The organism is Demequina sediminis, assembly GCF_030296675.1.
GTDB lineage: Bacteria > Actinomycetota > Actinomycetes > Actinomycetales > Demequinaceae > Demequina > Demequina sediminis.
Window position 1 is genome coordinate 750,897 of sequence record NZ_AP027736.1, and the last position, 24,020, is coordinate 774,916.

Annotated in this window: 25 protein-coding genes and 1 pseudogene; 16 read left to right on the plus strand and 10 right to left on the minus strand. The window is 70.2% G+C overall.

All coding sequences use genetic code 11. The features are described 5' to 3' along the window. The 10 genes from QUE44_RS03875 to QUE44_RS03920 are packed head-to-tail and all read left to right on the plus strand — an operon-like array spanning position 1 to position 10,110. Positions 1 to 264 (plus strand): phosphoribosyl-ATP diphosphatase, encoded by a 264-nt coding sequence (locus QUE44_RS03875; RefSeq protein WP_286215960.1) that lies wholly within the window; start codon positions 1 to 3, stop codon positions 262 to 264. Between the two features lie 9 nt (positions 265 to 273). Continuing rightward, the gene (gene hisG, locus QUE44_RS03880) at positions 274 to 1,116 is read left to right on the plus strand and encodes an ATP phosphoribosyltransferase (RefSeq protein WP_286215961.1); all 843 of its coding nucleotides are present in this window, start codon (positions 274 to 276) and stop codon (positions 1,114 to 1,116) included. A 2-nt stretch (positions 1,117 to 1,118) separates the two neighbouring features. Beyond that, positions 1,119 to 2,051, plus strand: a complete 933-nt coding sequence (locus QUE44_RS03885) for a helix-turn-helix transcriptional regulator (protein WP_286215962.1) — start codon at positions 1,119 to 1,121, stop codon at positions 2,049 to 2,051. A gap of 33 nt (positions 2,052 to 2,084) precedes the next feature. Next, a complete protein-coding gene (locus QUE44_RS03890) occupies positions 2,085 to 2,993 on the plus strand; it encodes a helix-turn-helix transcriptional regulator (RefSeq protein ID WP_286215963.1) in 909 nt (302 codons plus the stop codon). A 35-nt stretch (positions 2,994 to 3,028) separates the two neighbouring features. Further along, positions 3,029 to 3,307 (plus strand): Sec-independent protein translocase subunit TatA, encoded by a 279-nt coding sequence (gene tatA / locus QUE44_RS03895; protein ID WP_286215964.1) that lies wholly within the window; start codon positions 3,029 to 3,031, stop codon positions 3,305 to 3,307. Positions 3,308 to 3,335: 28 nt separating this feature from the next. Next, the gene (tatC, locus tag QUE44_RS03900; RefSeq protein WP_286215966.1) at positions 3,336 to 4,079 is read left to right on the plus strand and encodes a twin-arginine translocase subunit TatC; all 744 of its coding nucleotides are present in this window, start codon (positions 3,336 to 3,338) and stop codon (positions 4,077 to 4,079) included. Continuing rightward, on the plus strand, positions 4,076 to 5,014 hold the full coding sequence (locus QUE44_RS03905; RefSeq protein ID WP_286215967.1) for a diacylglycerol/lipid kinase family protein: 939 nt from the start codon (positions 4,076 to 4,078) through the stop codon (positions 5,012 to 5,014). Before tatC ends, QUE44_RS03905 begins: the two co-directional genes overlap by 4 nt. A gap of 9 nt (positions 5,015 to 5,023) precedes the next feature. Further along, complete coding sequence (locus QUE44_RS03910) at positions 5,024 to 7,792, plus strand: DEAD/DEAH box helicase (RefSeq protein WP_286215968.1); 2,769 nt, start codon at positions 5,024 to 5,026, stop codon at positions 7,790 to 7,792. 51 nt (positions 7,793 to 7,843) lie between these two features. Then, the gene (lnt, locus tag QUE44_RS03915) at positions 7,844 to 9,373 is read left to right on the plus strand and encodes an apolipoprotein N-acyltransferase (protein WP_286215969.1); all 1,530 of its coding nucleotides are present in this window, start codon (positions 7,844 to 7,846) and stop codon (positions 9,371 to 9,373) included. Continuing rightward, a complete protein-coding gene (locus QUE44_RS03920) occupies positions 9,367 to 10,110 on the plus strand; it encodes a polyprenol monophosphomannose synthase (protein ID WP_286216663.1) in 744 nt (247 codons plus the stop codon). The genes lnt and QUE44_RS03920 overlap by 7 nt, the downstream gene beginning before the upstream one ends. 61 nt (positions 10,111 to 10,171) lie before the next feature. Here QUE44_RS03920 and QUE44_RS03925 read toward each other — a convergent pair whose 3' ends face one another. Continuing rightward, positions 10,172 to 10,504 (minus strand): RNA polymerase-binding protein RbpA, encoded by a 333-nt coding sequence (locus QUE44_RS03925; protein ID WP_286215970.1) that lies wholly within the window; start codon positions 10,502 to 10,504, stop codon positions 10,172 to 10,174. Between the two features lie 21 nt (positions 10,505 to 10,525). Beyond that, positions 10,526 to 11,467: an EamA family transporter gene (locus QUE44_RS03930; protein WP_286215971.1), complete on the minus strand. Its 942-nt coding sequence runs from the start codon at positions 11,465 to 11,467 to the stop codon at positions 10,526 to 10,528. Positions 11,468 to 11,546: 79 nt separating this feature from the next. Between QUE44_RS03930 and QUE44_RS03935 the strand changes: the two genes are divergently transcribed. Further along, the gene (locus QUE44_RS03935; protein ID WP_286215972.1) at positions 11,547 to 12,104 is read left to right on the plus strand and encodes a MarR family winged helix-turn-helix transcriptional regulator; all 558 of its coding nucleotides are present in this window, start codon (positions 11,547 to 11,549) and stop codon (positions 12,102 to 12,104) included. A gap of 145 nt (positions 12,105 to 12,249) precedes the next feature. On the opposite strand, the gene QUE44_RS03940 is transcribed toward QUE44_RS03935, so the two are convergent. Beyond that, entirely contained in the window at positions 12,250 to 12,765 is a 516-nt protein-coding gene (locus QUE44_RS03940) for a hypothetical protein (RefSeq protein WP_286215974.1), read from the minus strand. Positions 12,766 to 13,139: 374 nt separating this feature from the next. On the opposite strand from QUE44_RS03940, the gene QUE44_RS03945 reads away from it, so the two are divergent. Further along, the gene (locus QUE44_RS03945; protein ID WP_286215975.1) at positions 13,140 to 13,631 is read left to right on the plus strand and encodes a P-loop nucleotide/nucleoside kinase family protein; all 492 of its coding nucleotides are present in this window, start codon (positions 13,140 to 13,142) and stop codon (positions 13,629 to 13,631) included. 103 nt (positions 13,632 to 13,734) lie between these two features. Beyond that, entirely contained in the window at positions 13,735 to 14,415 is a 681-nt protein-coding gene (locus QUE44_RS03950) for an N-formylglutamate amidohydrolase (RefSeq protein ID WP_286215977.1), read from the plus strand. Positions 14,416 to 14,417: 2 nt separating this feature from the next. On the opposite strand, the pseudogene QUE44_RS03955 reads toward QUE44_RS03950, so the two are convergent. Beyond that, positions 14,418 to 15,396 (minus strand): annotated as a pseudogene (locus tag QUE44_RS03955) (sodium-dependent bicarbonate transport family permease). Between the two features lie 75 nt (positions 15,397 to 15,471). Here QUE44_RS03955 and QUE44_RS03965 point away from each other — a divergent pair. After that, on the plus strand, positions 15,472 to 15,780 hold the full coding sequence (locus QUE44_RS03965; RefSeq protein WP_286215981.1) for a helix-turn-helix transcriptional regulator: 309 nt from the start codon (positions 15,472 to 15,474) through the stop codon (positions 15,778 to 15,780). 58 nt (positions 15,781 to 15,838) lie between these two features. Then, entirely contained in the window at positions 15,839 to 16,495 is a 657-nt protein-coding gene (locus tag QUE44_RS03970; RefSeq protein ID WP_286215983.1) for an IMPACT family protein, read from the plus strand. Between the two features lies 1 nt (position 16,496). Here the strand turns inward: QUE44_RS03970 and QUE44_RS03975 are convergent, their stop codons facing one another. Then, complete coding sequence (locus QUE44_RS03975; RefSeq protein WP_286215985.1) at positions 16,497 to 16,646, minus strand: hypothetical protein; 150 nt, start codon at positions 16,644 to 16,646, stop codon at positions 16,497 to 16,499. 197 nt (positions 16,647 to 16,843) lie between these two features. On the opposite strand from QUE44_RS03975, the gene arsB reads away from it, so the two are divergent. Then, on the plus strand, positions 16,844 to 17,941 hold the full coding sequence (arsB, locus tag QUE44_RS03980; RefSeq protein ID WP_286215986.1) for an ACR3 family arsenite efflux transporter: 1,098 nt from the start codon (positions 16,844 to 16,846) through the stop codon (positions 17,939 to 17,941). 3 nt (positions 17,942 to 17,944) lie between these two features. On the opposite strand, the gene QUE44_RS03985 is transcribed toward arsB, so the two are convergent. The 5 genes from QUE44_RS03985 to QUE44_RS04005 all read right to left on the minus strand — a co-directional run bounded on the left by QUE44_RS03985 (position 17,945) and on the right by QUE44_RS04005 (position 23,979). Then, positions 17,945 to 18,442 carry a flavodoxin domain-containing protein gene (locus QUE44_RS03985; protein ID WP_286215987.1) on the minus strand — a complete coding sequence of 166 codons (498 nt, stop codon included), beginning with the start codon at positions 18,440 to 18,442 and terminating at the stop codon, positions 17,945 to 17,947. 87 nt (positions 18,443 to 18,529) lie between these two features. Next, positions 18,530 to 21,937, minus strand: coding sequence for a pyruvate carboxylase (locus tag QUE44_RS03990; RefSeq protein WP_286215988.1), 3,408 nt, complete (start codon positions 21,935 to 21,937; stop codon positions 18,530 to 18,532). 161 nt (positions 21,938 to 22,098) lie between these two features. Then, on the minus strand, positions 22,099 to 22,683 hold the full coding sequence (locus QUE44_RS03995; protein WP_286216664.1) for a MerR family transcriptional regulator: 585 nt from the start codon (positions 22,681 to 22,683) through the stop codon (positions 22,099 to 22,101). 102 nt (positions 22,684 to 22,785) lie between these two features. Then, positions 22,786 to 23,415, minus strand: coding sequence for a transcriptional regulator FtsR (ftsR, locus tag QUE44_RS04000; protein WP_286215989.1), 630 nt, complete (start codon positions 23,413 to 23,415; stop codon positions 22,786 to 22,788). A gap of 141 nt (positions 23,416 to 23,556) precedes the next feature. Continuing rightward, on the minus strand, positions 23,557 to 23,979 hold the full coding sequence (locus QUE44_RS04005) for an FHA domain-containing protein (protein WP_425557941.1): 423 nt from the start codon (positions 23,977 to 23,979) through the stop codon (positions 23,557 to 23,559). Positions 23,980 to 24,020: the final 41 nt, after the last annotated feature.

Here is a 24,020-nt window from a genome sequence, read left to right on the forward strand (position 1 = left end):
GTGAAGACGTTCGAGGACCTGTTCGACGAGCTCAAGCGCCGCGCCGAGGAGCGCCCCGAGGGCTCCGGCACCGTCGCGATGCTCGACAAGGGCGTCCATGCGATCGGCAAGAAGCTGGTCGAGGAGGCCGCCGAGTCCTGGATGGCCGCCGAGTTCCAGTCGCGTGAGGACGCGGCGGAAGAGATCTCGCAGCTGCTCTACTGGACCCAGGTGATGATGGTCGCCAAGGGCCTCACGCTTGACGACGTGTACAAGAACCTCTAGGGGAGAGAAGTGCTCCGCATCGCCGTGCCCAATAAGGGCTCCCTGTCCGATCCCGCGTGCGACCTCCTGCGCGAGGCAGGCTACAAGCAGCGCCGCGACCCTCGCGAGCTGGTGTTGGTCGACGAGCGCAACAACGTCGAGTTCTTCTTCCTGCGACCGCGCGACGTCGCGGTGTATGTCGGCTCGGGCACCGTGCACGCCGGCATCACCGGCCGGGACCTGCTCATCGACTCGGGTGCCGATGCCGTCGAGCACCTCGAGCTCGGATTCGGCGGCTCGACGTTCCGCTATGCCGCCGCACCCGGGGTCGCCGCGTCGATCGCCGATGTCCAGGGCAAGCGCGTGGCGACGAGCTACCCGCGCCTCGTCGAGCAGCACCTCGCGTCGCACGGCGTGGAGGCCTCCGTCGTGCGCCTCGACGGCGCCGTCGAATCCTCGGTGCGACTGGGGGTGGCCGACGTCGTGGCCGACGTCGTGTCGACGGGGACGACGTTGCGCGCCGCGGGCCTTGAGATCTTCGGCGAGCCCATTCTCAGCTCCGAGGCGATCCTGATCCGCGGCCAGGACGCGTCCGCGGAGGACATCGCGGTGCTCACCGGGCGCCTGCGTGGCGTCCTCACCGCGCGGCGGTTCGTGCTGGTCGACTACGACGTGCCGTCCGATCGCCTCGACGCCGCGATCGCCGTGAGCCCCGGCTTCGAGGCACCCACCGTGACTCCGCTGCACGGCTCCGACTGGCACGCGGTGCGCGTCATGGTGCCGCGCGCCGACATGAACAACGTCATGGATGCCCTTTACGCCGTGGGAGCACGCGCGATCCTCACGACGGAACTGCTCGCGGTCAGGGTCTGACCGTGGCGGTCCCCAAGCCTCAGCGGCTGCTCAACCTCATCGTCGGCCTGTCGAGCACGAGGCACCGCCTCACGCGCGAGCAAATCCGCGACACGATCGAGGGCTACGAGCCGCTGCCGCGAGGGGCCTCCGAGGAGGAGATCCGCAAGGCCGAGCAGAGCTTCGAGCGCATGTTCGAGCGCGACAAGAAGGAACTGCGCGAGCTCGGCGTGCCAATCGAGACGGTCGAGGACCCGGTCCACGGCGACGAGATCGGGTATCGGATCCGCCCCGCTGAGGCGGCCATGCCGCCGCTCGACCTGACCGCCGCCGAGCTCGCCGTGCTGTCGATCGCGACCGACTACTGGCGGGGCGCGGTGCTCGACGGCGCCGCCCAGCAGGCGGTCATGAAGCTCGCGTCCTCGGCCGAGCACGGCCCGCGAGTCGAGCTGCCGTTCGCCGCGCTTCCCGCGGTGTCGAGCGACGCGTTCGGCACTCTCGTCGAGGCGGTGGGGGAGCGCCAGAGTGTGCGCTTCGAGTACTCCTCGTCGAGTTCGGGTGTGGGGACGCGGACGATCGACCCCTGGACGGTGGTGCTGCGCGCGGGCGTCGCGTACGTGATCGGCTACGACCGCGATCGCGAGGCGCCCCGCACGTTCCGCGTGCAGCGCATCGGCGGCCGCGTGACGAGGATCGGCGACCCCGGCGCATACGAGATCCCCGCCGAGATCCCGCTCGGCGCGCTCGACGGGAGCGGAGACGTGAAGACCGCACGCGTGGCGCTGCGCCCCGAGTCCGGCCACGGGCTGCGACGCCGCGGCACCCCCGCTGGCGTCGACGGCGGCTGGGACCTCTACGACGTCGAGTACGCGCACCCCGAGGACCTGGTCGCGGAGGTGCTCGGCCTCGCGGGGGCGCGCGCATCGTCACCCCGCGTGACCTCGCGACCGCGGTAGTGAGGTCCGCCACGGCGGCTCTGGAGGTGGATCGTGGCTGAGCAGGCGACCGATCGCCTGGTGCGCATGCTGGGCATCCTCACGTACGTCGAGCGGCATGGCGACACCCCATTCACCGAGCTCGCGGAGCACTTCGGCGTCACCGTGGACCAGGTGCGTGCCGACATCGACGCGCTGTGGCTCGCCTCGGAGCCGGGCGACTCGTGGTACCCGATCGACTTCTCCGCCGACGCGTTCGATGCCGACGTCGCCGCGCTCGTGCGCAACGACGGCGTCTCGCAGGTGAGGCTGTCCCCGCGCGAGGCGGTGGCCCTGGTCGGCGCGCTGTCGACGATGGGCGCGGCCGGGGCGCTTCCCGAGGCGGGCACGCAGGTGCTCGCGAAGCTGCGTGAGGCCCTTGCGGAGCCCGTGATCGTGCTGGGGGACGATGCCGTGGACGGCAGGGTGCGCGACGCCCTCGTGGACGCGATCGCCCGCTATCGGCAGGCCGAGGTCGCGTACGTCGACGCGCTCGACCGGCGCACCTCGCGGACGGTCGACCCGCATCGGCTGGTCCTCATCGATGGCCACGCGTACCTCGAGTGCTACTGCCGACGCGCGGAGGACTACCGCGTGCTGCGCCTCGACCGCATCGAGGACGTCACGGTGCTCGACGGCGCGGTCGAGCACCCGCCGACCGACTCCGCCGGCTTCACCCTCACGCCCGCCTTCACCGCGACCGTGCGCATCGCCCGCGCGGGTCGCTGGGCGCTCGAGGACATGCCGGGCGTGCGGATCGAGGACGCCGAGGACGACGTGATCGCCACGTTCGACGTCGCCGACGACGCATGGGTGGCCGGTCGCCTGCTCACTGTCGCCCCTCACCTGCGCTCCGTGTCGCCCCGCAGGCTCGTCGACGCGCTGCACCGGCAGGCTACGGCCGTGCTCGACGTGCAGCGGTAGACTGACCGTCAGCCATTCAGAAGGAGCCACACCGCATGGGACCTCGCGAGATCCTCATCATCCTCGTCATCGTGCTGCTGCTGTTCGGCGCCCCGAAGCTCCCGCAGCTCGCGCGCTCGCTGGGCCAGTCGCTGCGCATCCTCAAGGACGAGACGTCGTCGCTCACGAGCGACTCGAAGGACGGCGCCTCGACGTCCGGCGCGGCCCCCGCGATGCCTCCGGCCCCGGGCGCCGCCGCGACTCCCGTGGCGCCGTCGACGCCAGACACCACCGCGACGTCGTCCTCGGACGAGCCGCGTGACGGCGAGAAGTAGCGCCCGCCGGGACAATCCCGATGCTCGGATGTCCCTCGCCGAGCACCTGAGGGAGTTCCGCAAGCGCCTCATCCTTGCGGCCGCCGGCATCGCCGTCGGCATGGTCGTGGGCTGGTACCTCTACACGCCCGTGTTCGAGGCGCTGCAGCGCCCGATCCTCGAGGCCGCCGAGCGAGACGGCGCGAACATCGAGGTTAACTTCGCCGGCATCGCGACCGCGCTCGACATGCAGCTCAAGATGTCGCTCGTGCTCGGGATCGTCGTGAGCGCCCCGTGGTGGCTCTATCAGCTCTGGGCCTTCGTCGCTCCCGGTCTTCACCAACGCGAGCGGCGCTACACGTTCGCCTTCCTCGGGGCCGCGATTCCGCTGTTCTTCGGGGGCGTCGCGTTCGGTGCGTGGGTCTTCCCGCGCGCGACCAGCGTGCTCACCGGCTTCACCCCCGAGGGCGCGGCGAACTACCTCGATGCGCAGATGTTCATGACGTTCGCGATGAGGCTGGTGCTCGCGTTCGGACTCGCCTTCGTCTTCCCCGTGGTCATGGTCGCGCTCACGTGGGTGGGCCTGGTGCCCGCGCGCACGTGGGCGCGCGGATGGCGGTGGGCGATCATGCTCATCTTCATCGCTGCCGCGATTCTCACCCCGACGCCCGATGCCGTGACGATGCTCTTCATGGCCGGTCCGATGGTGGCGTTGTACTTCGTGGCGGTGGGCATCTCGCGGCTCCGCGAGCGCGCGGTGGCACGGCGGCCGCGCACGGACGTGACCGCGTGAGGACCCTCGGGATCATCACGAACCCCACCTCGGGGTCGGGGCGCGGCGCGAAGTGGGGAACCGAGGCGAAGGCGGCGCTTGCCGCGGGTGGGCATCGGCTCATCGACCTGTCCCGCGGCTCATGGGCCGCGTCCTACGAGGCGGCCATGCGGCATCGGCGCGAACTCGACGCCCTCGTCGTCGTCGGCGGAGACGGCATGGCCCATCTGGGGCTGCAGGTGTGTGCCGAGCGGAAGCTTCCCCTGGGAATCGTCGCGGCCGGCTCGGGTGACGACATCGCCTCGGCGGTCGGTCTCCCGCGTCACGACATCGCGGCCGCGGTTGCACGCATCGAGGACGGTCTGCGCGGCGAGACCGTGAGCATCGACGTGGGCAAGGTCGTGGGCGACGCGATCGAGGAGCCGGCGCGGCCCAGGTTCTTCGGCGCGGTGTTGTCGGCGGGAATCGATGCCGCCGTCGCGTCGTATGCGCGCAGCATTACGCATCCTCGGGGCCCGCTGAAGTACACGGTCGCGACGATGCGCGAGATCCCGCGCTTCTCGCCGTACGGCGTGCGGCTCCGGGTCGACGGCAAGGAGTGGACGCAGCGCTGCACGCTCGTCGCGGTCGCCAACGCGCGCGTGTTTGGCGGCGGGCTCATCGTGTCGCCAGGCTCGTCGGTGAACGACGGCACGCTCGAACTCGTGCTCGCCGAGCCCATGTCGCGCCTCGACATCCTGCGCCTGTTCCCGAAGCTGCGCGACGGCAGCCACGTGAGCGACCCGCGCGTGCGGTTCGTCGAGGCACAGACGGTCGAGATCGCGCCGGACCCCTCCGGCGCGGCACTGCCGCCTGCGTTCGCGGACGGCGAGCTCGTGGGGGCCACGCCGCTCAAGGTCACCGTCGCGCCCCGCGCGCTCACGGTGCTGGGCGGACGGGCGGACCTGGGCCAGTAGCCTGGCGGTATGACCTCTCCCGCCGAGCGCTACGCCGCGGACCGGGCGCGCAGGCGCCACGCCGACCTCGCCGAGTTCGAAGGCGAGCTGTCGTTCCCGCTCGACCCCTTCCAGCGCGCGGCGTGCGAGGCGGTGGCCGAGGGCCACAGCGTGCTGGTCGCCGCTCCGACGGGAGCGGGAAAGACGCTCGTGGGCGAGTACGCCGTGCGCCACGCGTTCCGTCAGGGCGAGAAGTCCTTCTACACGACCCCGATCAAGGCGCTGTCGAACCAGAAGTTCCACGACCTGACGCGCGCCTACGGACCGGGCAAGGTGGGCCTGCTCACGGGCGACACGACGATCAACCCCGACGCGGACATCGTCGTGATGACCACCGAGGTCCTGCGCAACATGATCTACGCGGGATCCTCGACGCTCGACCGGCTGGGGGTGGTCATCCTCGACGAGGTCCACTACCTCGCGGACCGGTTCCGCGGATCCGTGTGGGAAGAGGTCATCATTCACCTCGCCGAGCGCACGAGCATCGTCGCGCTGTCCGCCACGGTCTCGAATGCCGAGGAGTTCGGGGCGTGGCTGAGCGAGGTACGCGGCGACACGCGCGTCGTGGTCTCCGAGCATCGTCCCGTGCCGCTGTGGCCGCACGTGCTCCTGCGCGAGGGCATCTTCGACCTCTACGCGCCGGGCGTCGATCCGCAGGCGCCCGGCCTCACCCCTGCGCTCAACCCCGAGCTCGAGGCGATCACCAAGAGGTCGCGATACGAGGACTCGAGGGCGGGCGCCCGCGTGGGCGGACGCCCGACGCGCGGCGGCAGGCGCCCCGCGGGTCGGCGCGCGCCGCCGCGCTTCGCGGTCATCGACGTGCTCGACCAGCAGGGCCTGCTCCCCGCGATCGTCTTCGTGTTCTCGCGCGCCGGCTGCGAGGACGCGGTCGACCAGGTGCGCGCTGCAGGAATGGTGCTGACCACCGAGGCGGAGCGCCACGAGATCTCGCGAATCGTCGAGGAGCGCTGTTCGGCGCTGCCCGCCGCGGACCTCGGCGCGCTCGGCTACGCGCGCTGGCGCGACAACCTCGAGGCGGGCATCGCGGCGCATCACGCCGGCATGATCCCGCTGTTCAAGGAGGTGGTCGAGGAACTCTTCGTCGCGGGGCTGCTGCGCGTGGTGTTCGCGACGGAGACCCTCGCGCTCGGGATCAACATGCCCGCGCGGTCGGTGGTGCTCGAGAAGCTCGTGAAGTGGGACGGCCAGGGCCATAAGGACCTCACGGCGGGGGAGTACACGCAGCTCACGGGCCGTGCCGGTCGCCGCGGCATCGACGTCGAGGGCCATGCGGTGGTGGTCGAGCATCCCGGCTTCGACGCGACCCAGCTGGGTCGCCTCGCGTCGCGGCGGACCTACCCGCTCATCAGCTCGTTCCAGCCCACCTACAACATGGCGATCAACCTCGTGGCGACGCTGGGCGTCGAGCGTGCGCGCGAGGTGCTCGAGATGTCCTTCGCGCAGTACCAGGCGGACCAGTCCGTCGTGGGCAAGGCCCGGCGCGCCAAGGAGCTCGACGCGACGCTCGCGGGCTACGCCGAGGCCGTGGCGTGTGACCGCGGCGACTTCATCGAGTACGCGGCGCTGCGGGAGCGCCTGAGCAGGCTGCAGAAGAACGCGTCGCGCACGAGCGCGCGCGTGCGCAAGGAGGCGACAGCGGCGACGCTCGCCGCGCTGCGCCGAGGGGACGTGATCCGGGTGGGTGGCGGCCGCCGCTCGGGCCTCGCGGTCGTGGTCGAGGCGGACGACAACCCCGTGGCTCCCCGGCCCACCGTGGTGACCGAGCACGCCCGCGTGCACCGCCTCGCGGTGTCGGAGCTCCATCACGGGATTGAGACCGTGGGCACGGTGCGCATGCCGCGCCGTTTCGACCCGCGCAACGCGCGCAGCCGCCGCGAACTCGCGCAGGTCGTCGAGGAGTCGCGAGGGGACTTCGCCCTGCGCAGGGCGAAGGCGCGTGCCGCGGCCGCCGAGGAGGCCGGTGACGCCTCGGGCGGCAACGCCGCGCAGGAGCTTGAGGTGCGCCGTCTCCTGCGCGAACACCCCTGTCACCAGTGCCCCGATCGAGAGACCCACGCCCGCTGGGCCGAGCGCTATCACCGCACGCTGCGCGACAAGGACCGCGTCGTGGGGGAGATTCAGCGCGCGACGGGCTCGATCGCGAAGGTGTTCGACAAGCGCCTGCAGATCCTCGACGCGCTCGGCTACGTCGACACGGTCGACGGCGTTCCCGAACTGACCCGCGCCGGGGAGATGATGCGCAGGCTCTACGCCGAGAACGACATCGTCATCGCGGAGGCGCTGCGCACGGGCGCGTGGGAGGGACTGCACGCCCCCGCGCTGGCTGCGGCCGTCTCATCGCTGCTGTACCAGGGGCGACGGGAGGACGAGACGCGTCCCCCGAACATCCCAGGAGGCCCCAGGGGCGTCCTGGGCACGGCGCTGCGTGACACCGTGCGCCTGTGGTCGACGGTCGACGACCTGCAGAAGGAGCGCGGCCTTCCCGACCTTCCGCCGCCCCACTGGGGGATCGTGGGCCCCATCCACGGGTGGACGCAGGGCAAGGGCCTCGATGCCGTGCTCAAGGGATCGGACCTCGCGGCGGGTGACATGGTGCGCTGGTGCAAGCAGGTGATCGACGCCCTCGACCAGATCGCGGAGGTCGCGCCGAGCGCCTCGGTGCGCGGCGCGGCGCTCACCGCGATCAAGGCGATCCGCAGGGGAGTCGTCGCGTACTGAGAGCGGCCGCGCCTGTCCGGAGGGGCCGGTCGGCTCGCTTACGCTTGGCTGGTGCTGACCGGACTGAGGAACCTGCTGCTGGCCGCCGTCGCGGGTGTGGGTCTCAATCTCGCGTTTCCCGACACGGGCTGGTGGTACCTCGCCCCGGCCTCCGTCGCGGTGCTGTGGTGGACGCTCGAGCGCGCCACGGCCTGGGGTGGCTTCGCTCTCGGTTGGGTCTACGGCACGGCCTTCATGCTCCCGCACCTGTGGTGGGCGAACGTCGCGGTGGGGCTGGTGCCATGGATCGCGCTGAGCGCCGCGGAGGGGCTCGCGTGGGCGCTCGTGGGCGCCGCGTGGGCGCATGTGCGCCGCTCGGGCATGCTCGACACGCACCGCTGGGCGCTCGCTCCGGTGTTTGCGTTGCTGTGGGTCGCCTCCGAGCAGCTGAGGTCGATGCTTCCGTTCGGCGGCTTCCCGTGGGGACGGTTGGGCTACGCGATGATCGACACGCCCGTCGCGCGGCTCGCGTGGGCCGGTGGCGTGCCACTCGTGAGCCTCGTCACGGTGCTCGCCGGCGCGCTCGTCGGCCTCGCGTGGGAGGCCGCGCGGACCCGGCGCGCGGTGACCGCAACGATCGCGCCCGTGCTCGCGCTGGGACTGCTTGCCGCGGGATACGTTGTTCCGCTCGACGGGCAGGCGCAGGCCGGAACCTTGCGCGTGGCCGCCATTCAGGGCAACGTCCCCGACCGCGGGCTTGACTCGTTCGACCAGGCCCGTGAGGTCACCCAGAACCATCTTGCGGAGACCGTGCGCATGGCCGAGTCCGCCGAGTCCGCGCCCGACCTCGTGGTGTGGCCCGAGAACGCGGCCGACATCGATCCGAGGGTCGACGCCGCGACGCAGGAGGCCGTCGACCAGGCGATCGCCGCGACCGGCGTGCCGCTGCTGCTCGGGACGGTTGACTACACGCCCCCGGACGGCCGCTACAACACGATGCTCCTGTACGGCACGCAGGGCACGGTGCTCGACACCTACTCGAAGCAGCGGCCGGCGCCCTTCGCCGAGTACGTGCCGTTGCGCGACCTCGCTCGTCAGGTCACGCCCGTGGTCGACAACGTGGTGGACATGCTCGCGGGCAGCCGCGCCGCCGTGGTCGAGGCGCCCATCGCGTCCCTCGATCGTGCCGTGCGCATTGCGACGCCGATCTGCTTCGAGGTGGCCTACGACTCGATCGTGCGCGAGGCCGTCGCGTCGGGCGCGGAGCTGCTGATCGTCCCCACCAACAACGCGACCTTCGGACGCACCGCAGAGAGCACGCAGCAGCTCCAGATGACGCGGATCCGGGCGATCGAGACGGGCCGCTGGGCCATCCAGATCTCCACGGTGGGCGTGAGCGCGGTGGTCGACCCGAGCGGTCGCGTGATCGACGGCACCGACCTGTTCACGGCGGATCACATGGTCGAGAAGGTCGGCCTGCGCACCGAGCTCACGCCTGCGGTGCGACTCGGCTGGTTCATCGGCTGGGGTGTCCTCATTGTTCCGACGGCGATCGCGCTCCTCGCGATCCGCCGCCGCATCGCCGAAAGGTATGACTGGTGAGCCGCACCCTGGTCATCATCCCCACCTACAACGAGCGCGAGTCGCTCCCGCGCCAGCTCGACGCCGTGCTCGCGGCCGCCCCCGAGGTCGACATTCTGGTGGTCGACGACGGCTCTCCCGACGGAACGGGCGACTGGGCCGAGTCCAGAAGCAGGGACGATGCCCGGGTCCAGGTGCTGCGCCGCACGGCGAAGGACGGGCTGGGCGCCGCGTACCTCGCGGGCTTCGCGTGGGGCCTCGAGCGGGGCTATGACCTGCTGTGCGAGATGGACGCCGACGGTTCCCACCGTGCGGTGGATCTGCCGCGGCTGCTCGCGCGCGCGGGCGAGGCCGACCTCGTGATCGGATCGCGGTGGGTCGACGGGGGAGAGGTGGTCAACTGGCCGCGCCATCGCCTGTGGCTGTCCACGGGGGCGAACACGTACGTGCGCCTCGCGCTGGGCCTGCGCGTCAAGGACGCCACCGCCGGCTTCCGCGTCTACCGCGCGACGATGCTGCGCCGGCTGGACCTGGCCGCGGTCGAGTCCCAGGGCTATTGCTTCCAGGTGGACATGGCGTGGCGCGTGATCCGTGCGGGTGGATCCGTCGTCGAGGTGCCCATCACTTTCGTGGAGCGCGAGGCGGGCACGTCGAAGATGAGCGGCGCGATCATTCGCGAGGCGCTGATCAAGGTGACGGCGTGGGGCGCCGCGCATCGCGCCAGGCAGGCGGCGGGGCTGGTACGCGGACGCCACTGAGGAGCACGAGAAAACGGCCCCACCGTGAGGTGAGGCCGTCGGCTCGGGGTGTCGGCTGCCGCTAGCGGCGGCTCGCGCGAAGCAGCTCGAGACGCTCCTCCAGGAGCTCCTCGAGCTCCGGGATCGTGCGACGCTCCAGGAGCATGTCCCAGTGCGTGCGCTGCGGCTTGACGTCCTTGGGCTCGGGGCGGTCGCCGTCCCTGAGGAGCGCGAGGGCGCCGCAGTGGCACTCCCACGACAGCGGAACGTCGGCCTCGACGGAGAAGGGCATCGACATGACGTGTCCGTTAGGGCAGTCATAGTGCACCTCGACACGCTCGGCGAGCTCGGCGTTGTGGATCGACTCCATCGACTGGGTTCCCAGTCGCATTCCTCGAAGCGCGCGATCGGCCATGGCGGTCCTCCTTCCGTGCGGTCACGTGACCTGCACAAGGACGGAACGATTGCTGACTGCCGGTTGTTCCGCGGCCACCTCGACTGGCACGTCGGCCCTCCTGCCAGCATCGTCCCTTCGCCCGGCCACGGCGCCCACGCCGACCGCTCCCAACACGAAAGCGCCGCCCACGAGTTGCGTCGTCGAGAGCGACTGGCCGAGGATCATCCAGCCCAGCGCGCCCGCGGTGAGGGGCGTGAGGAAGCTCAGCAGGCTCACACGCGCCGCGGGCAGGCGCAGGATTCCCGAGAACCAGGCCAGGTAGGCGAGCGCCGTGCCGGGCAGGGCGAGCCACGCGTAGCCGGCGAGGTTGATGGCGGTGAGGCCGTCGGGAAGGCCCTCCACGGCGAGCAGCGCCACCGCAAGGACGAGTCCACCCGCGATCAGTTGCCAGCCCGTGAACGCGACGAGTGAGGACGGCCTGCCCCAGCGCTTGGTCAGGAGTACGCCGGCGGCCGTCGCGGCCGCCGAGCCCAGCCCGGCGACGATTCCCCAGCCGTCGAGGCGAGCTCCGGGGGTGAGGACCAAGAGCGCGACGCCCAGCACGCCCACCCCTGCGGCGGCGCGGGCCAGGGGAGTGACGCGCTCGTGGAGGATCCTCCCCGCGAGGGCGGTGACGAGCAGGGGGTGCACCGCGGCGAGCGTCGCCGCGACACCGCCGGGGAGCCGGTAGGCGGCCACGAACATGAGCGCGAAGAATGCGCCGATGTTGAGCGTGCCGAGCACCGCGGACTTCCACCACCACGAGCCGCGGGGGAGGGTGCGCGTGAGGGCGACGAGCACGAGTCCCGCGGGAAGCGCGCGGAGCGTCGCGGTGAGCAGCGGGCGATCGGCGGGCAGGAACTCGGTGGTGACGAGGTACGTGGTGCCCCACACGAGCGGGGCGAGTGCGGTGAGCGCGACCGTGCGCGAGGTGCGGTTCATGGCGGTCCGTTCGAATATCTTGATGTCAAGATAGTAACGGTATCTCGACGTCAAGATATTCCGCTGGCATGATGGTGCCATGACCGAGCCGGATACCAGGGGAAGCGCCGAGGACGCGGCGGCGCAGGCGGACGCGATCGACCGGATTATGGGTCAGTGGGCATTGGAGTGTCCCGACCTGGACGTGAGTGCGCTCGAGATCATCGGACGTTTGTCGCGGTTCGCGGCGCTGGTCCAGGCGCGGCTCGACGCGGTGTTTGCCGAGTACGGGTTGCAGAGTTGGGAGTTCGACGTGCTCAGCGCGCTCCGGCGTGCGGGTGCACCCTATGAGCTGACGCCGGGCGAACTCGACCGCGCGTTGCTCATCACGTCGGGCACCACGACGCACCGCGTGACGCGCCTCGAGGCGCGCGGCTTTGTCACGCGCCGCCGTGACGATGACGACCGCCGCGTGGTCCGCGTGCGGCTCACCGATGCTGGCGTCGAGATCCAGGCAGCCGCGCACGCCGCGCACGCGGCCAATGAGGTGCGCATCCTGTCGGGCCTGTCCGACGCCGAGCGGTCGGCGTTGCTCGACGGACTTCGCGCCATGGGTCGGGTGCTGGGCGACCGATCCGAGGGCGTCGCGGCGGTGTGAGCCGGGCGTCGCGATCGCGCCTCCGCCCGCCCTTCCGCCTAACGCCGATAATGCGCATTATGACATTACGCGTAGCAGCGGCGCTCCTCCTCGTCGCCTCGCACGTGCATGCTGATGTCTTGCGCACCCACGGCCAGTCCGCGCATCACCAGCCCAGAGCTTCCCGCGCGGTGATCTCGGTCGGAAGGTCGTCCGCGTCGTCGCGCTCGAACTGCGTGAATGTCAGGGGCTCCACAGTGTCGCCGTCGATCCCCGGTGCGACGTAGATTCCCGCGACGACCCCAGTCGGATAGAACTGAGTCGCCAGCCTTCCGTCCAGTCCCGACAGGGTCAAGAACAAGAGGTACGTGTTCTCGGGCCCGAGGAGGTTGGCCAGCGGCGGAGTGTCCGCTCCTCCGACTTGGCGCACGACGATGGTGTCCCCGGCCGCCAGCCCGGACGTCGCATCGGCGTCCATCACTTCGACATCGGACAGGGTGAAATGGAACCCAGGTTCGACGTCGTCTGCTACCTCCTGATCAATGACCCGGCCGACGACCACGGCGTCGCTGTCGGCCCTGAGCGCCTCAAGCGAGTCATAGAACGCGACGCGCGAGTACTCGCCCTCCGGCACGGGGTCCGGCGTCGAGCAGCCCACGGCCGCAATCGCGACGGATGCCACCGCGGTCGCGAGACCGGCGCGACGCTTGGCGAGAGTGGCGCTCAAGTACTTGCGAGACGACACGCTCACCGTCATGCTCCCCCGAAGCCGTGCGACTCTTCACCGAGCCGGATCTACCTGCTGCATTGCACTGTATCCGGGTCTCCGCGTTCCCGCACGACGCGCCTCGCGCGAGTGACCGATCCTGCGCTCCACTCCCCCGCCGCTCACTCGCCAGCCCCGCTTCGCGCAGAGGATTTGCCGATTTTCGACCCAGAATCGGCCTTCGCGCATCGCCTGGTGCGATCGCCGGGTCGCGAAGCCCGCGTGCGCACTGCCACACCCGGTCCCGCTCGGCCACACGCACACGCCCACGCTTCTCTACGATGCCAATCATGTCCAGCCGCCTTCCGCACCCCAGTGACCGCGTCATCTTGGTGTGCGGCCCCGCGGGCTCCGGCAAGTCCACGGTCGCGCGGGCGTGCCGCGACGCGGGCTACGAGGTGCTGTCCTTCGACGAGGAGGCGTGGAGCCGGGGCCACACGTCCCACCCCGTTCCGGAGGAGGTCGCGCAGGCGATCCACCGCGACCTCCAGCGCCGTCTCCTCTCGCTCGTGGCCGCGGGTGAGTCGGTCGCCGTCGACACGTCCTTCTGGTCGCGCCGGTCACGCGACGACTACCGCGAGTGCCTGCGTCCCGCCGGAATCGTCCCGGTGGTCTACTACCTCGACACGCCCCGCTCCATAATCCTCGAGCGCCTTTCTCGGCGCCGGGGCGACGGGCCGCATGACGTGGTGGTGCCCCCCGACCGGGCCGCGTCCTACCTCGATGGCTTCGAGGTGCCGACCCCGGCCGAGGGGCCGCTGCGCGTCGTGGACCACGCCTGACGACCCCCAGCCCCGGCGCGCCCCCGGGCTCGGAACAACATGCCTGGTAGCGTCGATACCCTGGCGCACGCGTGCAGACCACCCTGAGAAGGCTGGAGGAACGATGACCATTGAGATGACCGCCGCGACCGAGGTGACCGACATCGCCACTCGCTGGCGAGAGCTCGACGAGCACTTTGGGACCGCGCGCAGGCGCGCCGGGGACGACGACCCCGCGCTGCTCGTTGATCGCTCCAGCGCCGTCGTCCTGACCGCCCCGCACGCGACTCGTCACTACCGCGCGGGCGCGATGAAGGCGGCCGATCTCCACACCGGGTCGCTCACGCTCCTGGCCGGCGAGGTCGCGAACGTCTCCGCCGTGGTCTCGGCCGGCGCGCGCACCGAGTGGGACACATGGGACGAGCGCGACGATGAGTTCTCGCGCCACCTGCGCGATCTCAGCGACTCCGCGCGCATGCTCATCGACATCCACGGCATGGGCGACCACCACGGCCCGGACTTCTGCCTGGGCACCGGACCGCGCCCCGGCGCTTTGGAGAACCTCGCGGTGGAGATCCTGCGTTCCGAGCTCGACGCCTTCGAGGTCGTGGTCGACGCCCCCTTCACCGCGCGCCCTCACTACACCGTGACCAGCCTTGCCCAGCGCCACCTGGGGCTTGCGGGGCTGCAGATCGAGGTGGCCGCGCGCTGGCGCAGTCCGCACGACGACAGCGCTGCGCCCGCGGCATCGGCGCTCTCGCTCGCCCTCACCGCGGTCGAGGAGGGCATCCGCGACGCGGCCTGATCTCACGCGCCCAGGGTCTGGGCGAACCATGTGAGCAGCGGGATGCCGAGTGTGAGGTTGAGCGGGAAGGTCAGGCCGATGCTCGCGGTGAGCGCGAGTGACAGGTTTGCCTGAGGAAGCGCGATGCGGACGGCGGCCGGCGCGGCGATGTAGGACGCCGATGCGACCAGGACGCCGAGGATCGCACTACCGCCGACCCCAAGCCCCCGAGCGTGCCGGCAGCGACGCCGATCAGGCCCACGAGCGGCGGGAACCCGAGCGCGAACGCGTAGATGCCCGGACCCGCGTGATGGAAGGTGCGCAGGCGCTGGCCGACCTCGGTTCCGAGGGCGAGCAGGAACAGGACGAGCACGCCTCGGAATCCGTCGGCGAAGACGACCGAGATCGGTGCGAAGCCCTCCTCCCCCAGCACGGCGCCGATCCCGAGCCCGCCGAGCAGCAGCACGACCGACTTGCCCGCGAGCACCTCGTGGAAGGTTGCGCCCCAGCCCGCGGTGCGGGCGAGGTGGCGGCGCGCGAGGACGATGCCGACGAGGATGCCGGGGACCTCGAGGATCGCGAGCATGGTCGCCGCGTAGGCGGGCACCTCGATGCCGGAGTCGGCGAGGAACACGAGTGCCGCGGTAAAGGTCACGAGGGATGTCGAGCCGTAGTGCGCCGCCATCGAGCCGCGATCATCCCGGTTGAGCCGCGTGATCAGCCGGAGAAGCCCGTACGCGGCCGCGGGGACGAGGATGCCGAGCAGCACTGCGAGTGCGGCTGGCGCCGCGACGTCGACCAGCGGCACACCCCGCAGGGCCACTCCCCCTTGAGGCCAATCGCGAGGAGCAGGTAGATCGAGATCGCCTGAGTGACCGGCTCAGGGACCTTGAGGTCGGAACGGATCGCGGCGGCGAGGATGCCGAGCGCGAACGCCAGCACGGGCGCCGAGAAGAAGTTGGTGACGAACGACTCGAGCATCAGGACCTCCGATGGAAACATGAAGTGCAGTGCATCGATCGGTCACAATACATGAACTCTGTTGCACGTGAGGACGCGGGTGGGCACAATGGAGGCGTGACCTCGTGGACCTTCCTTACGCACCACGCGCACGTGCTGCTCACGGTGGCGGCTCAGCCGGACCTCACCGTTCACGAGGTCGCACTGGCGGTCGGCATCTCCGACCGCCAAGCGGTGAACATCCTCAATGACCTCGAGGCAGACGGCTACCTTGAGCGCGTCCGGCGGGGCCGCCGCAACCACTACGTGCTCCACCCCGATCGGCCGATGCGACACCATGGCAACTCCCACCACTCGGTGGGAGATCTCATTGCGGCCATGGGTGACATTCGACACCTGCGTGGCGAGGGCGGCACCGCCGAGTAGCCTGCGCACCCGACACGCGCGACGCGGCCCGACCCGCCCTGGCCGCTACCCTGCCACAGTGACCCTTCCCTCGCTGCCGTCGACGATCGCGGCGCCGGTCGAGCACGAGCTGGTCATCAAGAAGTCCGTCTTCCTCACGCACCTGTCGCCGGTCGGATCCGTCGAGGAGGCTGACGCGGTGATCGCGCGCATCCGCAAGGACCGCTGGGACGCGCGCCACCACTGCACCGCCATGGTGGTCGGGACCCACGCCGACAGGCAACGCTCAAGCGACGACGGCGAACCCGCGGGCACCGCCGGTGTGCCCATGCTCGAGGTGCTTCGCCATCGCGGCGTCACCGACGTTGTCGCCGTCGTGAGCCGATGGTTCGGCGGCGTCCTGCTGGGCGCGGGCGGACTCGTGCGGGCGTACGGAAGCGCGGTCTCCGAGACGATCGACCGCGCGGTCCTCGTGGATCGCGGGCTGCGCACGCGTGTCACGATCGACGTGCCGCACGCCGATGCCGGCCGCGTCACGGCGTGGCTCCACCAGTGGGCCGGGACGCACCAGGCGGTGCTCGACGCTCCGGCCTATGGTGCGACGGCCACCCTGGCCGTGTGGGTCGCGCCCGACAGGATCGCCGACCTCGAGGCCGACCTTGCCGCCCTCACGGGCGGGGGCATCGTCCCCGTACCAGGCGAGACACGCGTGGTGGACCTTCCCAGGGCCACCTAGCTCATTGCCTGCGGTGGCGGTTCTGGACGGCCACCACGACCGAGCCGACCGCACCGGCCGCGAGGACCAGCACCATGAGGAAGAAGCCGGGCTGCCACGAGGCGGCGGTGGCCGCGGTGGCGCCGGCGTGGACTGCGGTGACAGTGAACATGAACTCTCCGTTGAGCTGTTCTGCGAGGCGCGATGGATCGCACCGGCCTCGCTGCCGGGTGGGGACCCACCCTCAGGATATCCCCGCGGGGACGATGCCCTGGCCGGGTATGACGCGTGTCTCGCGCCCGAGTGTCCGTACATAGACGAGTATCGATATAAGGTGAGAGCCGACGATCACATGCGCAGGAGGACACCATGTCGAGCGAGACCACCGTGACGGGACACGTCACCCCCCACCGCCTGTCGACGCTGGACCGTTGGCTCCCGGCCTGGATCGCGGTCGCGATGCTGGCAGGAGTGCTCCTGGGAAGGCTGATCCCGCAGGTCTCGGCGTGGCTCAGTCATCTCGAGGTGGGCGGCGTCTCGATTCCGATTGGCCTTGGTCTCCTTGTCATGATGTACCCGGTGCTCGCCAAGGTCAGATATGACAAGGTGGCGGCTGTCACGGGTGACAAGCGACTCCTCACGTCATCGCTGATTCTCAACTGGATCGTGGGCCCGGCGGTCATGTTCGCCTTGGCATGGATCTTTCTGCCCGATCTGCCCGAGTACCGCACGGGACTCATCATCGTGGGTCTCGCGCGGTGCATCGCGATGGTGGTGATCTGGAACGACCTCGCCTGCGGTGACCGCGAGGCGACAGCCGTGCTCGTCGCCATCAACTCGGTCTTCCAAGTCATCGCCTTCTCGCTCCTGGGGTGGTTCTACCTCACCGTGCTGCCGGGATGGCTGGGCCTCGATTCGCAAGGGCTTGACGTCTCGATCGGCCAGATCGCGATCAACGTGCTCGTGTTCCTCGGCGTGCCCCTCGTTGCGGGCTTCGCGTCGCGATGGATCGGCGAACGGCGCAAGGGCCGTGAGTGGTACGAGGAGCGCTTCATCCCCGTGATCGGGCCGTGGGCGCTCTACGGTCTGCTATTCACGATCGTGTTGCTCTTCGCGCTCCAGGGAGAGGCGATTACCCAGAACCCCTGGGATGTCGCCCGCATCGCGCTTCCCCTGCTGGTCTACTTCGCCGTGATGTGGTTCGTGGGAATCGCGTGGGGCAAGGCGCTGGGGCTCGGCTACGCGCGGTCGACCACACTCGCCTTCACCGCCGCAGGCAACAACTTCGAGCTCGCCATCGCGGTTGCGATCGGCACCTTTGGAGCACAGTCCGGTCAGGCTCTCGCGGGCGTCGTGGGACCGCTCATTGAGGTTCCGGTGCTCGTGGGACTCGTGTACGTGTCCCTGTGGCTCGCACGCCGCTGGTTCAGAGTCGAGCCCTATGCGGTGGCCGTCTCTGCGCCGTAGGTTTCAGGCCGCCGCGATCTGCTCGAGTTGCGTCGCGACGCCCTCGGCCCAGTCCCGCACGGCGGTGAGGTCGCGGAAGTCTCCGAGCGGAGGGTTGAGGGCCTTGATGAGCGCCTTCTCCCCCACGTTGAGCCGGTCCCAGTCGATCGCGCCGGCGAAGCGCGCGTGCTCGTGGGCCGAGATCTCACGCGCGAAGCCGTCGGCCTCGTCGAGGGGCTGACCGGGCTTCACCACGGTCTCCATGCCCACGGAGAAGATCCACACGTCCTTGGCCCGCAGCTCGTCCCTGTGCTCCTTGACGAGCCCCGACGCGTCACGGCGCCACAGCCCGCCATACACGGCGGAGCCGAGGATCACGGCCTCGTAGTAGTGGATGCCCTGGACGTCACACGCGTCCTCGCAGTCCACCTCGAAGCCGTGCTCGCCGATCACCTCGGCGATCTTCCTCGCCACCTCGCGCGTCGCGCCGTACTTCGAACCAACAGCAACCAGGACCTTCATGGTGACCTCCTCGGGGGACTCGACCCCACCATCGTCCCGTCCGGCTCGCGCCGTGCGACGGGACATAGGGCCCAGCCAGCCCTCCGACTATTCGACCACGAGCACCAGGTCGCCGCCCGCGAGTGACTGCGCGGCGTTGATGACCACGCGGGTCACGACACCGGCCACCGGAGTGGTGATCGAGGACTCCATCTTCATGGCCTCGATCACCGCGACCGTCTGTCCCGCCTCGACCTCGTCGCCCTCGGCGACACGCGGCGTCACGAGTCCCGTGAACGGCGACGCGATGTGACCGGGCCGACCGGTGTCGGCCTTCTCCCGCTGCACGACGTCGACCTTCGCGGACAGATCCCTCACCTGAATGGGGCGGATCGAGCCGTTGAAGTTGAACATCACCGTGCGCTCGCCGTGCGAGTCGGGCTCGCCCACGGCCTCGATGGTCGCAATGATGCGCACGCCGCGGTGAAGCTCGATCACCGCCTCCTCGCCCGAGCCGACCGTGAGGCCGTACAGGTAGTGGAACGTGTCGATCACCGAGATGTCGCCGTACTTCTCGATCGCCTGGTCGAACTCCTTGGCCGGACCGGGGAACAGCAGGTGGTTGAGCCTGCGCTGGCGCTCGGGACCAGGCTGTGCGAGCACCGCGTGGTCGTCCGCCGTGAGCTCCGGCAGCGTGCGGGACACGTCGCGACCCTGAAGCGCCTTAGTGCGGAACGGCTCGGGCCAGCCGCCCGGCGGGTCGCCCAGCTCGCCGGCAAGGAAGCCGATGACGGAGTCGGGAAGGTCGTACTTGTCGGGGTTCTCCTCGAAGTCGACCGGATCCGCGTTGTTCGCCACGAGGTGCAGCGCGAGATCGCCCACGACCTTCGACGACGGCGTCACCTTGACCAGGTTGCCGAGGATGCGGTTCGCGGCCGCGTACATGTCCTCGATGGCCTCGAACTTGTCTGCGAGCCCCAGCGAGATCGCCTGCTGGCGCAGGTTCGACAGCTGACCACCGGGGATCTCGTGGTGGTAGACGCGACCCGTGGGTCCCGGAAGACCCGACTCGAACGGCGAGTAGAGCTTGCGCACGGACTCCCAATAGGGCTCGAGGTCCTGCGCGGCGGCCAGAGAGATGCCGGTGTCGCGCGTGGTGTGCTCGAGCGCCGCGAGAAGTGCCGACATCGACGGCTGCGACGTGGTGCCCGCCATCGCGGCGTTCGCGACGTCGACCGCGTCGACGCCGGCCTCCGCGGCGGCCAGCAGCGTGCCGATCTGCCCGCCCGCCGTGTCGTGCGTGTGCAGGTGCACCGGCAGGTCGAAGCGCGCACGCAGGGCCGACACGAGCATGTAGGCCGCCGCGGGACGCAGCAGCCCGGCCATGTCTTTGATCGCGAGCATGTGTGCGCCTGCGTCGACCAGCTGGTCCGCGAGGCGCAGGTAGTAGTCAAGCGTGTAGAGCTTCTCCTCGGGGGAGATCATGTTGCCCGTGTAGCACAGCGTCGCCTCGGCGACCGCGGTGCCGGTGCGCCGGACGGCCTCGATCGCGGGGCGCATCTGCTCGACGTCGTTGAGGGCGTCGAAGATGCGGAAGATGTCGATTCCGGTGGCCGCGGCCTCCTCGACGAAGGCCACCGCGACCTCATCGGGGTACGGCGTGTAGCCCACGGTGTTGCGTCCGCGCAGCAGCATTTGCAGCGCGATGTTCGGCATCTTCTCGCGCAGGTCCGCGAGGCGCAGCCACGGGTCCTCGGACAGGAAGCGCATCGCAACGTCGTAGGTCGCGCCGCCCCAGCACTCGACCGAAAGCAGCTCGGGGGTCATCCGCGCGGTGTGGCCAGCGACGGCGAGGAGATCGTACGTGCGCACGCGCGTCGCGAGGAGCGACTGATGCGCGTCGCGCATCGTGGTCTCGGTGACACCGAGCGCCTGCTGATCGCGCAACGCCTTCGCGAAGCCCTCGGGACCCAACTCGAGCAGCCGCTGGCGCGAACCGGGACGCGGCTCGGCGGCGAGGTCGATCGTGGGCAGCTTGTCGACGGGACGCACCACGTCCTCGACGTGCTCGCCCAGCGGACGGTTCACGGTCGTGTGTCCCAGGAACGCGAGCAGCTTGGTCGAGCGGTCCTGGCTCTCCCCCACCTCGAGAAGCTCGGGGCGCTGGTCGATGAACGCGGTGGTGACGCCGCCCGCGAGGAAGGCCTCGTCGGACAGCACCGCGCGCAGGAACTGGATGTTGGAGGTCACGCCGCGGATGCGGAACTCGGCGAGCGCGCGCTGGGCGCGGCGGACGGCGGTCGTGAAGTCGCGACCGCGGCACGTGAGCTTGACGAGCATCGAGTCGAAGTGACCCGTGATGACGTTGCCCGCCATGCCGGTCGCGCCGTCGAGGCGCACGCCGGCGCCGCCGGGTGAACGGTAGGCGACGATGCGCCCGGTGTCGGGCAGGAAGCCGTTCGCGGGGTCCTCGGTCGTGATGCGGGTCTGGATCGCAAAGCCGGTGACCTGGATGTCCTCCTGGCGGATGCCCATGTCCTCGAGCGTCTCGCCCGCCGCGATGCGCAGCTGCGAGCTCACGAGGTCGATCCCGGTGACCTCCTCAGTCACGGTGTGCTCGACCTGGATGCGCGGGTTCATCTCGATGAACACGTGCTGTCCGGCCCGCTCGCCCTCGGTCGCGACCAGGAACTCCACGGTGCCGGCGTTGACGTAGCCCAGGCTGGTCGCAAACTTCACCGCATCGGCGCACAGCGCGTCGCGGATCGCGGGGTCGAGCGCGGGCGCCGGAGCGATCTCGATGACCTTCTGGTGGCGGCGCTGCACCGAGCAGTCACGCTCGAACAGGTGCACGACGTTGCCCTCGGCGTCGGCGAGGATCTGCACCTCGATGTGGCGCGGCCCCAACACGGCCTGCTCGAGAAACACGGTCGGGTCGCCGAACGCGTTCTCTGCCTCGCGCATCGCGGCGGCCAGCAGCTCGGGGAGGTCCTCGCGGCGCTCAACGCGGCGCATGCCGCGCCCGCCTCCGCCCGCGACGGCCTTGACGAACACGGGGAAGCCGATCCGATCGGCCTCCGCGATGATGAAGTCTGGGTCCTGCGAGGGCTCCGAGGACTCGAGCACGGGCACGCCGGCCTCGCGCGCTGCCTTGAGCGCGGCGACCTTGTCGCCCGCCTTGGCGAGCACCTCCGGCGGCGGTCCCACGAAGGTCACGCCTTCCTCGGCGCAGCGGCGAGCGAACTCGACGTTCTCCGACAGGAAGCCGTATCCCGGATAGACCGCGTCCGCCCCCGCCTGCTTCGCGACGTCGAGGATCGCCTCGATGTCGAGGTAGGCCTTGACGGGGTGGCCCTCCTCGCCGATCTGATAGGCCTCATCGGCCTTCACCCGGTGCTCGGACATGCGGTCTTCATACGGGAAGACGGCGACCGTCTTTGCTCCGTTCTCGACCGAGGCCCTGAAGGCCCTGACGGCAATCTCTGCACGGTTTGCCACGAGGACTTTGGCGAACATTGGCTTCCCTTCGACGTTGGGGGACATCCTGCCAGGTTTCGATGGACCAGTCAGCCGCCCATGCTGGGGTTGCGGCGCGGTCCACGCACGCGCAGGCGCGTGGCGAGGACGATGCCGAGGAGGTGGGTGGGAGGGGACGATGCCCCGTGCGGGTGGTGTGGTCAGCCCGCCTGGGTGCGGCGCGCCCTGCGCGCGGCGAGCTCGTCGGTCCCGACCGTTCGCGCCGAGTCGTCGGCGCGGTCAGCGGGAAGGGCCGACAGCGACCCCTCGAGCTCGCGCCACACCTTGCCCAGCGCGATGCCGAAGACGCCCTGGCCGCCCTGGACGAGGTCGATGACCTCATCGTCCGACGTGCACTCGTACACGGAGGCGCCGTCGGACATGAGCGTGATCCGTGACAGGTCCTCGACGCCGCGCTCCCGCAGGTGCAGGACTGCGGTGCGAATCTGCTGGAGGGAGACGCCGGAATCGAGCAGTCGCTTCACCACGCGCAGCACCAGGATGTCGCGGAAGCCGTACAGCCGCTGGGTTCCCGAGCCCGTCGCGCCGCGCACCGTGGGCTCGACCAGCCCAGTCCGTGCCCAGTAGTCGAGCTGACGGTAGGTGATGCCCGCCGCCTTGCACGCGGTCGGGCCGCGATAGCCGGTGTTTTCGTCGAGCGTGCGCAGGCCATCATCGAACAGGATGCCCTGGTCGATCCGCGGGGGAGCCGGTGGCCGGGCTCGTCGCTCATCTGTCCTCCGGATCGCTGTCTCGCGGATTCACCCGCAACTTCAACCTTGACTTCAACGTTAGGGGTGGCGCGGTGCCGGGTCAACGACCGCGACGCCGTGTCGCGCGCACGGCACCTATCCTCCCACTCGTTGACGCACGACGGCGGAAAATGCGGCGATCGCCGCCTCGCCGAATTCGGCCGCGGCGGCCTCGGCCTGTCCCCGGTCGCGGCGCCGAAGCGGCGCGGCATGAGCCTCCGCGCGGTCGGCCTCGCGACGCGCCGCGAGCACGAGCGTGCGCAGCGCGCGCGCATCGCCACCCGCGCGCAGGTACGCCGCCGAGGCGACGACCACGTCGAGCACAGCGGGCTCATAGCCGTCGGGCACGGTGGGCGCGACGATCCCCAGTGCCTCGAGCTCGGCGAGCGTGTCGCGCGTGATGCCGCCCCGCTCGGCGACGGCGGCTGCGGTGAGGTAGTCGTCCGGAGCCTCGGAGATCTCGGTGAGGGTCACGGGCTCGTGGAGACGTCCCGCATCGAGCGCGTCGAGCTGCTCCCTGATCACGGTGAGCGGGCGGTAATGGTCGCGCTGCTGGCGCAACACGAACCGCAGCCGCTCGACATCGGCCGGCGAGTACTGGCGGTATCCCGACGGCGTGCGTTCGGGGGTCACGAGGCCGCTCGAGTCGAGGAATCGCAGCTTGGACGGCGTGAGTGTCGGGAATTGTCGCTGGACGAGTCCCAACACGTCGCTTACGCGCAGCATCGGCTCGTGGGACAGCGAGTGCGGCCAGGTGCCTGTCGGTGACGTCACCTCGCGTGATGCGGGTGCACCGGAGCGAGAGTGGGCCTCGTCCTCTGCAGGGGTGACGTCGTCTCGGGCGCGAGGGGCGGCCTGAGCCATGCGTCAGGCCTGGGAGCCGGGGTGGAACGTCAGCCGGTACTTGCCGATCTGAACCTCGTCGCCCGCGGCGAGCACGCGCTCCGTGATGTTCTCCCTGTTCACGTACGTCCCGTTGAGCGAGCCCTGGTCGCGCACCGCGAACTCGTGGCCGCGACGCAGGAACTGCGCGTGCTCGCGGCTCACGGTGACGTCGTCGAGGAAGATGTCCGACTTCACGGACCTGCCCACCGTGGTGACATCGACGTCGAGCAGGAAGCGCGCACCCATATTGGGTCCGTGGTGGACGATCAACAGGGCATGGTCGGGTCCGAGCGACTCGACGGCGGCCTGATCCTGCGGGCCGAGGCGGTGAGGCGCGCCCTCGTCCACGTGGGTCGCGGAGTCGAGCGACATCGTGCGCTCGACGGGGCTCTCGTCGTACGTCATGGCGCCTCCTTCGGCTCGATGGGTCCTCTTCATCCTAGGCC